At 66.8% G+C, this 14148-nt stretch carries 16 protein-coding genes; 5 read left to right on the top strand and 11 right to left on the bottom strand.

From position 1 onward, the window contains the following. Positions 1-40: 40 nt before the first annotated feature. Positions 41-1285, bottom strand: coding sequence for an LCP family protein (locus tag QSJ59_RS07315; RefSeq protein WP_285758137.1), 1245 nt, complete (start codon positions 1283-1285; stop codon positions 41-43). Between the two features lie 491 nt (positions 1286-1776). On the opposite strand from QSJ59_RS07315, the gene QSJ59_RS07320 reads away from it, so the two are divergent. Then, entirely contained in the window at positions 1777-2205 is a 429-nt protein-coding gene (locus QSJ59_RS07320) for a hypothetical protein (protein ID WP_285758139.1), read from the top strand. A gap of 94 nt (positions 2206-2299) precedes the next feature. Here QSJ59_RS07320 and QSJ59_RS07325 read toward each other — a convergent pair whose 3' ends face one another. The 3 genes from QSJ59_RS07325 to QSJ59_RS07335 form a co-directional block, all read right to left on the bottom strand. Further along, on the bottom strand, positions 2300-2884 hold the full coding sequence (locus QSJ59_RS07325; protein ID WP_285758140.1) for a SipW-dependent-type signal peptide-containing protein: 585 nt from the start codon (positions 2882-2884) through the stop codon (positions 2300-2302). Positions 2885-2934: 50 nt separating this feature from the next. Then, positions 2935-3528, bottom strand: a complete 594-nt coding sequence (locus QSJ59_RS07330; protein WP_285758141.1) for a SipW-dependent-type signal peptide-containing protein — start codon at positions 3526-3528, stop codon at positions 2935-2937. A gap of 84 nt (positions 3529-3612) precedes the next feature. Beyond that, entirely contained in the window at positions 3613-4233 is a 621-nt protein-coding gene (locus QSJ59_RS07335; RefSeq protein ID WP_285758142.1) for a TasA family protein, read from the bottom strand. Positions 4234-5103: 870 nt separating this feature from the next. Here QSJ59_RS07335 and QSJ59_RS07340 point away from each other — a divergent pair. From QSJ59_RS07340 to QSJ59_RS07355, 4 genes are all read left to right on the top strand, one after another. Further along, positions 5104-5880 carry a hypothetical protein gene (locus QSJ59_RS07340; RefSeq protein ID WP_285758143.1) on the top strand — a complete coding sequence of 259 codons (777 nt, stop codon included), beginning with the start codon at positions 5104-5106 and terminating at the stop codon, positions 5878-5880. A 448-nt stretch (positions 5881-6328) separates the two neighbouring features. After that, positions 6329-6949, top strand: coding sequence for a signal peptidase I (locus QSJ59_RS07345; protein ID WP_285758144.1), 621 nt, complete (start codon positions 6329-6331; stop codon positions 6947-6949). A 42-nt stretch (positions 6950-6991) separates the two neighbouring features. Beyond that, positions 6992-8581, top strand: a complete 1590-nt coding sequence (locus QSJ59_RS07350) for a sensor histidine kinase (protein WP_285758145.1) — start codon at positions 6992-6994, stop codon at positions 8579-8581. Next, complete coding sequence (locus QSJ59_RS07355) at positions 8568-9257, top strand: LuxR C-terminal-related transcriptional regulator (RefSeq protein WP_285758146.1); 690 nt, start codon at positions 8568-8570, stop codon at positions 9255-9257. Before QSJ59_RS07350 ends, QSJ59_RS07355 begins: the two co-directional genes overlap by 14 nt. 7 nt (positions 9258-9264) lie before the next feature. Here the strand turns inward: QSJ59_RS07355 and QSJ59_RS07360 are convergent, their stop codons facing one another. From QSJ59_RS07360 to QSJ59_RS07390, 7 genes are all read right to left on the bottom strand, one after another. After that, a complete protein-coding gene (locus QSJ59_RS07360; RefSeq protein WP_285758147.1) occupies positions 9265-9621 on the bottom strand; it encodes a hypothetical protein in 357 nt (118 codons plus the stop codon). Between the two features lie 285 nt (positions 9622-9906). After that, on the bottom strand, positions 9907-10422 hold the full coding sequence (locus tag QSJ59_RS07365) for a hypothetical protein (protein ID WP_285758149.1): 516 nt from the start codon (positions 10420-10422) through the stop codon (positions 9907-9909). A gap of 83 nt (positions 10423-10505) precedes the next feature. Then, positions 10506-10928, bottom strand: a complete 423-nt coding sequence (locus QSJ59_RS07370; RefSeq protein ID WP_285758150.1) for an SMI1/KNR4 family protein — start codon at positions 10926-10928, stop codon at positions 10506-10508. A 250-nt stretch (positions 10929-11178) separates the two neighbouring features. Then, positions 11179-11355 carry a hypothetical protein gene (locus tag QSJ59_RS07375; RefSeq protein WP_285758152.1) on the bottom strand — a complete coding sequence of 59 codons (177 nt, stop codon included), beginning with the start codon at positions 11353-11355 and terminating at the stop codon, positions 11179-11181. 55 nt (positions 11356-11410) lie between these two features. Next, a complete protein-coding gene (locus QSJ59_RS07380) occupies positions 11411-11908 on the bottom strand; it encodes a hypothetical protein (RefSeq protein WP_285758154.1) in 498 nt (165 codons plus the stop codon). Positions 11909-11910: 2 nt separating this feature from the next. Then, complete coding sequence (locus QSJ59_RS07385) at positions 11911-13521, bottom strand: polymorphic toxin-type HINT domain-containing protein (RefSeq protein WP_285758156.1); 1611 nt, start codon at positions 13519-13521, stop codon at positions 11911-11913. 148 nt (positions 13522-13669) lie between these two features. Continuing rightward, positions 13670-14035: a hypothetical protein gene (locus tag QSJ59_RS07390; protein WP_285758157.1), complete on the bottom strand. Its 366-nt coding sequence runs from the start codon at positions 14033-14035 to the stop codon at positions 13670-13672. Positions 14036-14148 lie beyond the last annotated feature (113 nt).

Consider the following 14148-nt stretch of genomic DNA (forward strand, 5'->3'; position numbering starts at 1 on the left):
GGCGGACTCTTGTCCACCCCGCCCGAACGGGAGAAAAGGGCTACTCCTCCTCGGTGCCGAGCCCGAGCCCGTTGGCGCAGGGGTTGGAGGTCGCGTCCCGACCGGTGATGGAGTCCTCTTCCGTGCCGCTCTGCTGCCCGACCGGCTCCGTCGGCGGCTCCGCAGGGTAGGAGGGTGAGGGGTCGGCCGAGGGGCTCGCCTCGGGTTCCTCGGGTTTTCCGGTCTCCAGCATCGCGTCGGTCACGGACTTGTCGTTGTTGATCGCCTTGAACAACTGATCGGCTTTCTCCTCGTCCCAGACCACCCGGTTGGGGTCGGAGGGCGCCTGCCACCAGGGAACCGTGTAGAAGGCGATCTCGTGCAGGTCCACGTCGGCCAGAGTCGAGCCGATCGAGACCATCGTCTCCAAGGAGAGGTCGGCGTCGGTGGCGGTGTACTCGGTGACAGCGGAGAGCAGCGAGGTCATCCGGCTGGGGCTGGTCAGCACCTTGCTGCTGGTGACCTGTGCGGCCAGCGCTCCGAGGAACATCTGTTGGCGGTCGATGCGTCCGATGTCGCCGCCGTCACCGATCTCGTAACGGGCACGGACGAACGCAAGGGACTGCTCGCCGTCCAACGTCTGCTCGCCCGCCTCCAGGTCGAGCTTGGCGCGCTCGTCGCTCATCGGCTCCGGGATGCACATCTCCACCCCGCCGACCGAGTCCACCATGTCGCGGAAACCCACGAAGCTCAGGTGCACGAAGTGGTCGATGCGGATCTCGGTGAGTGACTCGATCGTCTTGACCGCGCAGGGGGGCCCACCGTGGAACAGGGCGGCGTTGATCATCCCGTAGTAGCCGTAGGTTCCCTCGGAACCCTCGTAGGCCGAGCACTCCGGCAGTTGCACCAGGGAGTCGCGGGGGAAGTTGACGACGGTGACGCCGTTCTCCGGAGAGATGTGCGCCAGCATCAGCGAGTCCGAGCGTTCGCCGACGAAATCGCGGCCTCCGTAATCGGCGTTGCCGTCCTCCCGGCCGTCGGAGCCGATGAAGAGGATGTTGAGTTCTTCGCCGATCTTGGGCGGGCGTTCCTCGTCGGCGAGGGCTGTCCCGAGGTCGTGCTGCACCATGTTGGAGCGCAGCGAGCGGTAGTAGGCGTAGGCGGTGCCCACGCTCGCGAGCAGGACCACCACGAGTATCCCGGAGGTCCAGCCGAGGACGCGCGCCCATCGCCGGCGCCGGCGCGGAGGCTCTGTGGGGGCTGCCGCAGGGGCGTCGGGTGCGGGGACGGGGGCGTCATCGGACATGAATGGAGGGTGCCTTCTGTCGGCTGCGATAAGAGTGCCGGACGGCGAGGGGCGAACATGCGCGCAAGACATGGCGGGAAAAGTCACCGCGAAACATCACGTCCGTCCGGTATAGAGCCGATCTTACGAGACTTGGCTGTGAAAAGCGCGTGTGGGTCGGCCGCCGGTTCCCGGTGCGTTCGGCCGACCGGCCGGAGGCGTCGAGAAGTCAGTGCTGGTGGGAGAGGAAGGGGGCGGGGCCGATCCGATGACGCAGGGGTGCAGCTAATGCGAAAAGTCCGTATTGATCCAGTTCGGCGCGCTTTTTTGGTGGTGGTCTCGGTGTTGCTGTGTCGATTCGGCGACAAGACGATCCATCGTCGGGTCGCAGAGAGGAAACGCCTTATAGGGTGCACACGTTTGCAGTTTCTGTGTGCCGCGCGCTGTCTTCACCGCTCTGACCGGGCTTATAGGTGCGCGGCCGGCATCGGCGCGTTGAACCGGACCCCCTTATGCCACTTTCCTTCGGCACAGCGGATGACGAACCCGTCCGCTTGCCGCACGTCCACTCCCACGAGCAGCAGTCCGACCTTGTCGAACGGGTCGCGGCCGGGTTGCGTGCTCATCCGCGGATCATCATGGAGGCGCACACCGAACGCGATCAGCAGCGCATCGTCGCGGCGGGAAAAGTAGCGGGCAAACAATTGAAGCGTGGGGTCGTCACCACGGTGGTCGATGCCTGGGCGCTGGTTGAGTTCGACGACATGGCCGACCGGTTTCCGGTCCCACCCGAGTCCGGTGATCCGAACGCGGCGGAGTCGGGGCGGTTCCTGCCGCACGTGCAACCGGTCTCGCTCGACCAGCACCGTCCCCCGGAGCTGCCCAGCCGCGTGCCAGGGGCCGGCCCCAAGCCGGGCAAGCGCAGACGTGTAGGTGAGTAGAACCGGGCGTGGGAGCGGCTCCTCCCAGCACGCCCCCACACCCGGTTCCCGGCCCGCCCGGTTCCAAGGCCCCATCCGCAGGGGCCTACACCGTTCAGACCTGCTGTTCCACCGTCACCTTGAGTCGGAAACCGGTTGATGATTCGGTGTGGTCACGGTCGTCGCCGGCATCGGCCAGGCGGACCTTGAGGTAGAGGACGCGGTCCTGCCCGGCGGGCAGGGCGAGCCGATCGGTAGGGATCGGCCGGCCGGACGGCTCGGCGCCGGTGGCGATGCGTCGCCAGGTCAACACGGGGTCGTTCCAGTCCTGTGCGGCCCGTGTGCTGGAAGCGATCTCCAGGGTCCTGCTCAGCGGGGGGGTTCCGGTGTCGGAGACCTCGATGCTCTCCAGCCGGGTGAGCGTTCCGTCGAGGTCGCCGGTGTTGGTCAGGGTCAGGGCGAAGGCACCGTTGCGCGGCCACACGTCTCCCGGATCTGCCTCGGTGAAGTCGATCGTGATGGTGTCACCACCGCCGGGAGAGGTCGAGAGTTCCACCGAGAGCCGTCCCGCGGTCACGGGCTGGGGGCTTCCGGAGGTCTGCGCGGTGAAGGATGCCTGGGTGCCCAAGATGATGCCGCAGAGTGCTGCTGCAGCAGCTACCGCGCTGATCGCCACCAGCGTCGGCTTTTTGAGCCTCATCCCCGCGCTTCCTCCTGTCCGCTTCTCCGCTTGTTCGTTCTCCTCCCCGATTAGACCTGACCGAGTCGGACGCTGAACACGAATTCCGTGTCCGCTCCCTGGAACCGATTGTCGTGCTCAGGGGTGCCGTTGGGCCACCGCAACTGGAAACGCAGTTCGCTGGAGGTTCCTGCGGGCACTGTTGCGGGTGCTCGCCGTAGGGTTTCCAGCACCGATCCCGACTCCAGTCGGATCCATCCGCTGCCGCGCCCCCAGTCGGGTTCCCGTGCGCCGGCGACCATCCCGTAGCGGACTTCCAGGGCCTCGCTCAGGTCGGGGGTGTTCCCGGTTCCTTCGCTGGTCACTGTGAGATCCAGCGCCTCGAACTCGGCGAGGATCGATCCGGAGTTGGAGATGACCAGCGAGTAGGAATCGCGGGGGGAGGCCGGCCACTGGCCGCCGGGGGCGACGAGACCGAGTTTAAGCGGTCCGCTGGTACCGTCCGGCGAACGTTCGTTGATCTCGACGGTGAGGTCGCCGGCGGTGATCTCGTTGGAGGGGGTGGTGTCGGTGGCGGTGAAATAGGCGTAGGTGCCGCCGATGGACAACAGCAACGCGCTGGTTGTCGCAGCAGCACCCAGGATAAGGATTTTCCGCTTTTTCATATCGCGTCTCTCTCCACTGGGGGTTGGTGAGCGCGGAACGTCCCGCACCGGTGGGGGACCGGTGCGGGACGGTGGCCGCGTACGCTAGCGGCCCTGGTTTTTCTGGTCCAGGTTGACCTGGAACTTGAAGGAGGTCGTGGCGTTCTTGTAGGGATTGTCCTGCTCGGGGGTCCCGTTGGGCCATTGGAGCTGGAAGTAGATGTAGACGGAAGCGCCTGCCCGCAGGGTCTTGTTCCCGGACAGGCCGCTCAGCTTGCCCACGCGCAGGGCCTCGTAGCTGCCGGCGTCCCACGAGCCGGGTTCCCAGTTGGTGGGCTTGATGACGGCGCGGATCTGGAGGCGGTCGGCCAGGTTGGGCTGGCTTCCTCCCAGCTGTACGACCTCCAGCGAGTTGATGTCGCCGTCGATGGACCCGGTGTTGGTGACCTTGATCCGGTACCAGTCCGAGCCATACCAGGGCTGGTGCAGGCCCTGGACGTAGACCTGGCCGGGAGCGGCGTTCTCCACCTTGACCGGGAAGTCGGCGAGACCGCTGCCGTTCTGGCTGATCTGCAGACTCAGGTCGCCGGCCGAAATGGTCTGGTCGGCGGTCTGGGCGCTGTCGGTGAAGTAGGCGTAAGTGCCGCCGGTGATCGCCACCGCAGCACCGATGACCACCGCTGCACCGAGCCCGGCGATGAGCTTCTTACTCTTGCTGGTGGCCATCTGGAGGTCCACTTCCTTCCACGCTGTCTGCCTGTTGATAAGGCCCGGGGGATGAGCGGGTTGGAAGGGCGACACACCCGGAGGGGAAGTCCGGGCGACAGCAAATGGTGGGCGCGTCGAACCGGCCCGTTACCCGTGATCCGGCCATCCGGTGATACCGGGTGGCGGGGAGACGGGCAGCGGGCCGGTCAGGGGGATGTAACGCGCTGCCCGGGTCCGGACGGTGCACTGTCGCCGTCCGTCATCGACCCTTCCAACCTGCCGGGAATCACTCTGCCCGAGACCGGTGTTGCGGTCATCCTCAAAGTGGACGAAGTGCCTTTCCCCCTTTTTGGCGATGCTGCGGCCGGTATCGGAGCGAAACAGTGAGTGTGGACATGCGCGTCAGTAATCGACAATGGACAACCGTAGAGCCGGGCGATCCGGGTCCGGGAGCGAAAGCCATGAGCGTGAAGCGTGCCGACCGGTACGGGACCGGCCTTGTGGGCGGGCCCGCAGTGCTGCTGACGGTTGTCGTGGCTGCCGCGATTCTGACGTTCGACCATCCGGGCACCACCACCGCGGCCTTCACCGTGCAGGCAACGACTGCCCCCTTCGAGGTCAGCGGCCCCTCGGCGAGTCCGTCGCCGTCGGCTTCCCCGTCGCCGTCACCCTCACCCTCCGTCGAACCCGCTCCTTCGCCCCGCGACTCGGACGGCCCAGATGTCGAACAGCCGCCCGACCATGTTCCCGACCCGCCTGACAGTGCGCCGGACGGCCCCGGTGAGCCACCCCATCATCAGGACGGGGGCCATGGGCATCCCGCCCCACCCAGCGCTGGGCCCTCGGCCCCCGTCGCGCCATCCCCGTGAGACACCAAGAGGTGACGAGATGATCCAGCGCGTGCGCTGTAGACCTCGCCTTATCGCCCGAACGACCGTGCTCCTGCTCGGGGCTGCCGTGCTGGTCGCGGGAGGTCCGGCCGCGAGCGCGGCGACCTCCTCCGGCGGTTCCGTCACGGTTGGACCCAAGGGCATCGATCTCTCCGGACTGGAGGAGATCACGGTTTCCGACATAGCGCCGGGATACCGGGAGCTGTGGTCGGTCCGAGTGGTCAACGACCGTTCCGAAGCCGTGACCCTGGGAGTCCGGTTGGGTGACCTCGTGGACGACGACAACGGGTGCAGCGAACCAGAGGCCCGCGAGGACACCACCTGCGGGGCCGGTGAGGGTGAACTGGGTTCGTATCTGGAGTTCGCGTTCGGTGACGCGGATGCGCAGCCGTCCGCGACGGTGCTCGCGGAGGCTGCAGAGGGGGCCGGAGAGGCCGTCACGGTTCCCGCGGGCGGTGAGGCCGACGTAGTGCTGGGGCTGCACCTGCCGGCCGGCACGGGCAACATCGTGCAGACCGATTCCGTTTCCTTCTCTCTCACCTGGAGGGCCGAGGCCGTGCCGGGGGGCGGGGGCGCGGTGGTCGAGAACGACGTCCAGGTGTACTCCTCCGCTGCCGGTAACGGGGCTGGTCCGGGGCTTCCGGTGTCTGGTGCGGCCCTGTTCGCTTTCATGGGCCTGGCGGTAGCGCTGATCGCTGCCGGAGCGCTACTGGTGCTGTACGTCCGCGACGTCGCCGCCGGCGGACGCGGGGTGGAGGCACCGGCTCCGCGCTGACCGGTACGTGTGGCCCCGGATGCCCGAACCTCTGCGGAGGTCCGGGCATCCAACCGTTATGGATCGATCTGGCGAGCCTTAAACGAGTTTTCGGGTCTCCGATACCTGGGGCTTGGAAAATCGGCCTCAATGCTGGATCTTTGTGCCTGCTATAAGGAATCTTCGTAAAATCGTTCGCGGGATCGACCCTTTTAGCATCGTTGTCTTTTTGTGACATTGGGTTTTCCGGGGAACGTGAGATTTTCGCCGGACGTGGTCGGCCGTGTAGGCAAGGAACGGTCAGGAGGAGAACACGTCGCCAGTGGCGCGGCTCGGTGCACTGCCGGGCGAGGAGGGGGGCCGGATGGCCAAGAGTGGTGCGGTATCCGACGGTGGACGTGCAAAGACCGGTGAGGCGTCTGGAAAGACGGAGAGACCCGACCGGTCGAAAAAGCCGCGAAAACGTTCGGTGATCCAACGAATCCTCTCGGTGCTGTTTCGTTGTGTCATCGGGCTTCTGCTGGTGGCGGCGTTGGCCGTCGTCTTTTCGGTCTCGATCCTGCCGCGACTCACCAATGCCCAGGCGTTGATCGTGCTCAGCGGGAGCATGGAGCCGACCATTCCCGTCGGTTCGGTCGTGATCTCCCGCCCGGTCGACCCCGCGGAACTGCGCGTCAACGACGTCATCACCTTCACGCACGGCAGCCCCGCCCAGACCGACGCCTTCGACCCCGCCAACTCGCCGTTGGTGACCCACCGTGTCGTCCAGATAGAGACCACCCCCCAGGGGCGCGTCTTCCACACCCAGGGCGACGCCAACGATGTCCGTGACGACCCCCCTGTGACCGCAGCCGATGTCCATGGTCGGGTTTGGTACCACATCCCCTATTTCGGTTACGCCCAGCAGGCCATGACCCAGGGGCCCACCACCCTGTACGTTCTGGCCGGGATGCTGTTCGTTTTCGGGATCTGGCTGCTCAGCGTGGCCCTTGGCGACGATGATGACGAGGACGAGGACGACGACCGCTCGGAAGAGCCCGATCCGGAGGACGCACCACACGCGCCCCGGGGTCAGGAAGCCCCCCGATGAGCGGTCGAACCACCCCCCGATCGGTCGAAGGACTGCTTCGCCATGCGCAAACTCGCTCTGGAGTCGGCCGCCGTACTGGCCGTGATCATTACCGCCGTCCTGGCCCTGGACCACGCTGAGAACTGGTCCGATCTGGGCACCCCCCAACTGCGGTCGTCGCTGGCGATGTTCAGTGCCGCGGTCGCCATCACAGCGGCGCTGGTCGCGGAGCTCGTCGCCCGGCTCGGTGACCTCCCCGCCCTGCGCCGGGTGTCGGCGGCGATGGCCGTATACGCGCTGATCGTCATCCCCGCCACGGCTGCGGTCGCGGTCAACACCGTGGACAACATCGTGGTGGCGGCCGTGCGCTACAGCGCCACGATCGCGGTCGGCGGTCTGCTCCTGCTCGCGGTGGCCACCTTCGACCGGCCCCGCCCCTGGCCGGTCCCCGGCCTGCGCAACCCCCTCACCGGCCTTCGCGGACTGCTGGTCGGAGTCCTGTGCGCGGTGCTCGGCGGAACCGCGGCCGCGCTCTTCCCCACCGAGGGTTACGCGGTGGTCAGTTCCCCGCTGCTGGTCGGCGGCGTCTCGCTGCTCTGGTTGAACGTCGGAGCCACCACGCTGATCTCCGGGCTGCTGCGCCACCGCAGGTTCCTGGTCTGGCTGGGACTCGGCTCACTCGCGAGCGTCAGCGGGTATGCCCCCCGGTTGTGGCTGGGCGAGCCATCGGCCGGCTCCTTCCTGCTGGTTCCCGGCATGCGCGCGCTGGGGGTCCTCCTGACCCTTGTCGCGGTGCTTCAGCTCGCCTACCACCTCTACCAGCAGATCGCCGTTGACCAGAGGCGCCTCGAAGAGGCGCAGGCCGAGGCCGTGGAGGTGCGCGAGCGCATGTCCGAGCAGGCCCACGAGCTGCGCAACGCCCTGGCCGGAGTGGACGGTGCCGCCCAGTTGCTGGCGATGGAGGACAGCGGTGGCGCCGATCTCGACCGCGCTGCTCTGCGCGCCGCACTGTCCGCGGAACTGAACCGGATGCGTACCATGCTGGAATCGGAGTCCGCCCGACGCCCCGCGAGCAAGGTCCACCTCAAGGCGCTCCTCGAACAGCTCGTGCTGATCCGGCGAACCAACGGAATGCGGATCGAACTCACCGCCGAGCACGACGTCGACGTCGACGTACCGCCCGACGTGATCGCTCAGATCATCACCAACATCCTCGCCAACTGCGAGCGCCACGCCCCCGGTGCCCGTGTCTGGGTCGAGGCGTACCGGCTCGGCACGATGGCGCAGATCCGGATCCAGGACGACGGCCCCGGAGTGCCGGCAGGGATGGAGCACGAAGTGCTGTGCCGCGGGGTGAAGAGCGCCAAGTCCGTCGGTGACGGTATCGGGCTCCACGTCTGCCAGGAACTGGTGACCCAGCACGGCGGGCGGCTGCGCCTCGCGCCCACGCGGCCCGATCGCCCCGGCTGCGTTCTGACCGTGGACCTTCCGATCGAGGCGGGCGATCCCGCCCCCTCGAACGAGTCTCCGCGACGCAGTCATCGCGGAGCCAGGACCCGCTGGCTCGGCGCGCGCCGGCCCAGCGGTGCTTCGACCGCCCCCACCAGCCCATCGACCCCCACCAGTTTCGGGAGCGCAAATGCAGGTCAGTGACGTTCGCACCGACCCCGCCGTGTTCATCATCGACGACCATGCGCTGATCAGCACCACTATCGAGTTCACGCTCAAGGGACGCGGTATCAACGCGGTCCGTGCCCAGGTCCTTGGAAAGACACAGCTCCAGGGGCAGGCCGCGACGTTGCAGCCGGGGCTGGTGTTGCTCGACCTCGATTTGGGCAACGGCGTGGACGGACGCCCCCTCGACGCCGCGACCCTGGCCGGGGAGTTCGTCGTCCAGGGGTGGACGGTGCTGATCCTGACCGGTAGCACCGACCGCGGACGTATCGCCGCCGCGATCGCTGCCGGAGCCGCGGGATGGCTTTCCAAGGCAGCGCCCTTCCCCGACCTGATCTACGCGATTTTGGACGCTCTGGCCGGACGTCCGGTGATGGACGCCGGTGAGCGCGAGCGCTTGTTGGTCGAGCACCGGGCGGCACAGGCCCAGCGTCGTTCCTCCGATCAGGTCCTGAGCCGGCTCACCAGCAGGGAACGCGAGGTCCTCGCCCAATTGGAAGCGGGCAAGCGGGCCACCGTGATCGCCGAGGAGTCATTCGTCTCGATCTCCACCGTTCGCTCCCAGATCCGGTCGATCCTGTCCAAGCTCAACGTGAAGTCCCAGTTGGAGGCGGTTGCTCTTGCGCGCTCGCTGCGCAAGCAGCGGCGGGTGTGAACGACGATCAGTTCTGCAACAACTGGTCGCTCATCTTGAATTTCGGGTCGAATTCGATGTGCAGCTTCCCGGTGCAGTCGACAGAGTCGAACGCCACGTTCAGTACGCACCCCGTCGCCCGTGCTTCAAGGGACAGCAGGGTCGCCCCCTCCCGGTAGAGCGACAACAGGGTCTCCGGGCCCTGCGAGACGCGCAGAGCGATGGACCGTCCCGGGATGTCGTAGGAGAGGCACACGCTCTCCCCGGCGGGCGTCGTCAGGCTCAGACTCGCCACGTCGTCGTCCCCCGCGTTGCGGTCGGGGGCTACTCCGATGTGATCGATAAAAGTCTGATCTGCGGGAACGATGAATTCTCGATGGCGCATGGGGTCCTTCTCAAAGGAGGTAACGCGGGTTCATCGTGTTCCAGACCGACCCTACACAAATCACGCTTTCCTGAACGAATTATCGGTACTGCCTGGGACTTTCGTCCCCACCGGGATAAAACTCCCCGCACCGGCCGAACGCGTGCGCTTCTTCGTCGGTATACACCGGTACCCGCGGAAAGATCAGGGCGCCGTTCGTCGACGGAGGAAGCACGGGTCTGCCCCGCGGGGCTCGCGACCGCGAACGCGCGTGCAGACGGGCCCCTGAAACGCCCTCCGGGCGGCTCACGGGCCCCCGGCCGATTGCTCCTGCTGCGCGAGTGCACCGGCGAGTGCGAACAGCCGAGCGAGAGCGCGTTCGTTGTTGACGGTGTTGGCCGGATTCAACTCCGTGAGACGGCGCAGTGTCTTGGCGCCTTCGGTTGCGAGCAGCCCGACGAGTTCCTTCTCCCGCACGGACGAGGAGGTGATGACTTCCCGTCCCCGCCATGCCGTGACCTCGAACAGCAGCCAGTCGCCTCGGCGTCTGGTCAGGGTGGCGGTCAGCGGCTGGTCGGGGAAATCCATCCTCCCCGAGCCGTGTGCGAAGAACTGCGCGACCATGTCCACGAGGTACCACCAGAGGAACTCGATGTCGTCCCACAGGTCGGTGGTGAGGACCGCTTTGCCGCTGAGGACGAGTTCGATCGCGCCCTCCGGGTAGGCGCGGCCCTCGCCGTGCGCCTCAGGGGAGAAGATGTCGACGAACTCGCCGTGCCGGGTGCGCAGGTAGGTCGAGAGCCTGGGGGCACTAGCCGTCATCGCCTGCCGTCCTCTCCGGATTTCGGACCGGGAGGACCGTGCCGACCACTGGTCGACGCGGCTGCCCCCGTCCCGGAAACCGCTCATTGCGAAGCGCGTCGCCGTTTCTCCTTGGCCTCGGTGTTGGCGCGGTCCTGTTCGCGCGCGTACTCCCAGTACTCGGGCGGGTGGTCGGCGGCCGTCGCCACGAACGAGCGGAAAAAGTCCGCGGCATGTCGGGCCTCGCCGCTCCCCTCCAGGTACGACCAGACGCCGGGGGCGTCGGAGCGGAAGAAGTAGAGCAGGTATCCCTGGTGCACGCAGAAGAAGAAGCATCCGTCGGTGACGAGGCCGGGATCCTCCTCGGCGGCGAATTCCTCGGCGTAGTCGTTGAAGTCCAGGCAGCCGGGGTAGTAGAGATCCGTCCCACGGAAGAGGTTGCCCGCGCCCCGGCCGAACGCCGTGAGGAAGCCCGTGTAGTCGTCGGGCGGCCGAACGGACGGTTTCGTGGCGAGGACGCGCTCCACCTCAGCATCGGTGCATACTACGATCTCGTCGGGGTGCGCGGCGCCGCTGGCCAGGAGCGTTCTCTTGAGTGTTTTTATACCCAGAGATACTTCTGGCGGTATGAGAGGCGGCCGCGCCTGCTCGATGGATCCGTCCGAGGCGCCGGCCGGAACGCTGCATCCAGGTACAGGAGGTGGGGAGAGGCGGGGAGACCCTGCGCGAGAGTCGGTCTCATGAATGGAAATGCCTCTTCACCGTTCTTCCCGACCGTCAGGTGACGCTGAGGGCGGAGAGCCGGGCCAGGGCGCGTTCGTGGGCGGTGGCGTTGGCCGGATTCAATTCCGCTAACCGGTTCAGGGTCCTGATCCCTTCGGCTTTGACCAGGCCGATGAGTTCACTGTCGCGCGCGGAGGAGGAAGTGATCTCCTCGCCCTGCCACGACGTCACCCGGAACAGCAGCCATTCCCTTTCTTTCTCCTCACGGGAACGCCCGGCCGTTCGCTCATCGACTGGCGGGGCCGTCCGGCGCCTGCGCGAAGGTCACGGTGGGCCCGTAAGCGCCGTCTTGCTCGTCGGTCACCGTGACGACGATGTCATGCCGAGGGTGACGGCGTGGGAGGAGCCCCTGCCAGCACTCCCCGATGGCGTAGGCCAGCTGCCGGAGGTTCTCCTCACCGTAGGAGTCGACTCCGACGTTGGTGAAGACGTCGAACAGAGAGGTCGTGTTGACCATCGACTCCGCACGGCGGACGTCGCCGCCGAAGTAAGCGATCCAACGGTCGGCGGTCTCCGTGCCGGCTTCGGCGAGGAACACCCCGCCCCGGTGTTCGATGGTCTCGGGGCAGAACAGCCACGCGGCGGCGAGAACGTAGGGGTAGGCCGCCTCCTGATCCAGGTAGGCGGTCGGGGTCAGTGTGCGCGACCCGCCGAAGCGCTCTCGCCAGGTCCCGACGAACTCCGGCTCGGTTCTCCCATGCCAGAAAGGCCGCTCACTACTCATAGTCACAGTTTCTCGTCCGGACGGGCAGGACGCACATCGTTGCGGAGTCCTTGCACGTGGATCTCACCGCTGGGCGTTTGATTGTGCTGGTATGGAATCACATGCGGAGTTTCGATACCCGAATGGGCTGCTCCCGTGAGATCGACCCGCTTTATGGCATTCCCGTTTCCGTCATAGACGATGTAGTTGGTGACATCTCCCGTCTGGGGATCCTGCTTGTAGAGGGTCTGGTTGGGAGGACCTCCTTGCGCGGGCAGGTTACGTCCTCGCCAGAATGGACTGTTCTTATCGTATTTCTGCCCAGAACTGATCAGTTCTGGCGCCGGCGGAAGATGCGAATCATCTGGAATGCACGAATTGCTGTTGTGGACGAGTAGGGGTGTTTCGCCGGCGACGACGTGGTAGGTGTGCAGGTCCTCAACGGTGAGGTTGTGGACCTGCTGGTCGGCCACGGTGCGCACGTCCACCGCGTCGGCTTGGACCCAGGTGCCGGTGGAGGTGCGCAGCCACGAGCCGGGCTCCAGGTCGGCGGCGTCGACCCACTGGGCGAGGTCGGGGACCCAGAAGGGGTGGGCATCGGTAGCGGTGATGGTCGCGGTGTGGCCGTCGGTGTCGGTGATCGTGATGTCGACCAGGGTCTTGGCGCCTGAGCCCTCGATGAGGTGGGTGACCTCGCGCGGTGCGCTCTCACCGGTGAGCGGGTCGGTGGCCAGCACTTCGTGGCCCACCTGCACCGCTTCGATGGGTGTGGTCGAACCATCGGCCATGAGCACCAGGGTCGCGGGGATGAAACTGTTGGGGCCCCGGGGGCACGAGATGGCGTCCTGGTCGCGGTTCCCCCCATCCGAATCCGAATCCGAATCCGAATCGGAGTTGGAGTTGGAGTCGCGGTTGTTGCCGCCGAGGCCGAAGGCCCGGTCGATCTTCTTGCCCCAACCGAGGAAGGGGATGAACCCGATCAGGGTGTCGCCCACGACCTGGGAACCCGCGTGCAGCCGCTCGCCGTCGTCCCAGTCGGCCTGGGCCTCCTCGCTGACGAACAGGTCCTTGACGAAACCCCACGGGTCGCTGGTGGCGGCGTCCCAGGTACCGGTCACCCCGCCCCACACCGAGTCCCACGTGTCAGAAGCCCACTGCCCGGGGTCGTTCCACAGGTCACCGGCGCCGTTCCAGAGTCCTACCGCGCCGTCTTTGACGTCGCCCACGAAGCCCGCGCCGGAGTCCCACAGGCCGCTGCCGATGGCCGAGCCCTTGTCCCAGGTCCAATCCCAGGCGTCGGTGAGGAAGTTCCCCCCACCACCACCATCGTCGTCGTTGTTGTTGTTGTTGTTGACGGGGGTGAGTACCGGCGCGCCGCCCTCAGGGGCGTCGTGGCCGGTGGTGTCGACTGCGGGCACCGTGGCGGGCGAGGACCCCTCGGGTTGGGCCGCTTCCTGGGGGGTGGTGTCCTCGCGGCCCAGGGCGCGGTCCACGGCCTGGGTCAGGCCGGTGCTGACCTGGGTGCCCACATCGGTGAGGGCCAACGCGGCCACGATCGCGGCCACCAGCAGGAACACGCCGGCGTATTCCAGGGCCGAGGCGCCGCGGTCGGGGTCATGGATCCGTCTCAGCACAAGCCCCTACCCCACAGCATCCGCGCGCCCCTGGCCGGTGAAACCCAAAAGGTGAACGGTAGCAACCAAACGAGAGCGAAAGGGCGGTCGCGGGGTGGCCGCAACCGGACGCCCCCCAACCACTCCCGGCAACCGCCCCCCAAGGGGTTCAGCGTTGCGCGGGTTGGCGGAAGTACTCACGGGAGGAACGCAGCAGCACCAGGACCAACACGGTGGTGGGCAGCACCAGCTGGGTCACGACACCCTCCGAGCCCAAAGTGAGCAGGGTGTAGGCGATGAACAACACCTGCACGGTGACGATCGCCGCGTGCAGGATGCGCCCGCGCCGGCGCACCATCAGCCCCAGGATCAACTGCGCCACCCCGGGCAACGACGCGCCCAGGACGTAACCGAAGGCATGCGCGCTCATCCCCAACCGGATGAACGCGACCACCGCCAACGCGAACGTCAACCCCGCGATCACGAACATCAGAATCCGCGCCCACCGCACCGGCCCCGGCAACTGATCCTTCACCACTACCTCCAACCGCCTTCGCGAATACCTGCCACGAACCCTAGTTCCACGCGGTAAAGGGTTCTGGAGGTCCGTCCCGGTCCAGCCCTCTGACGGCAGTGCTCCAGTGACGA

It is taken from the genome of Nocardiopsis ansamitocini, assembly GCF_030268225.1.
In the GTDB taxonomy this organism is placed as follows: Bacteria; Actinomycetota; Actinomycetes; order Streptosporangiales; family Streptosporangiaceae; genus Nocardiopsis_D; species Nocardiopsis_D ansamitocini.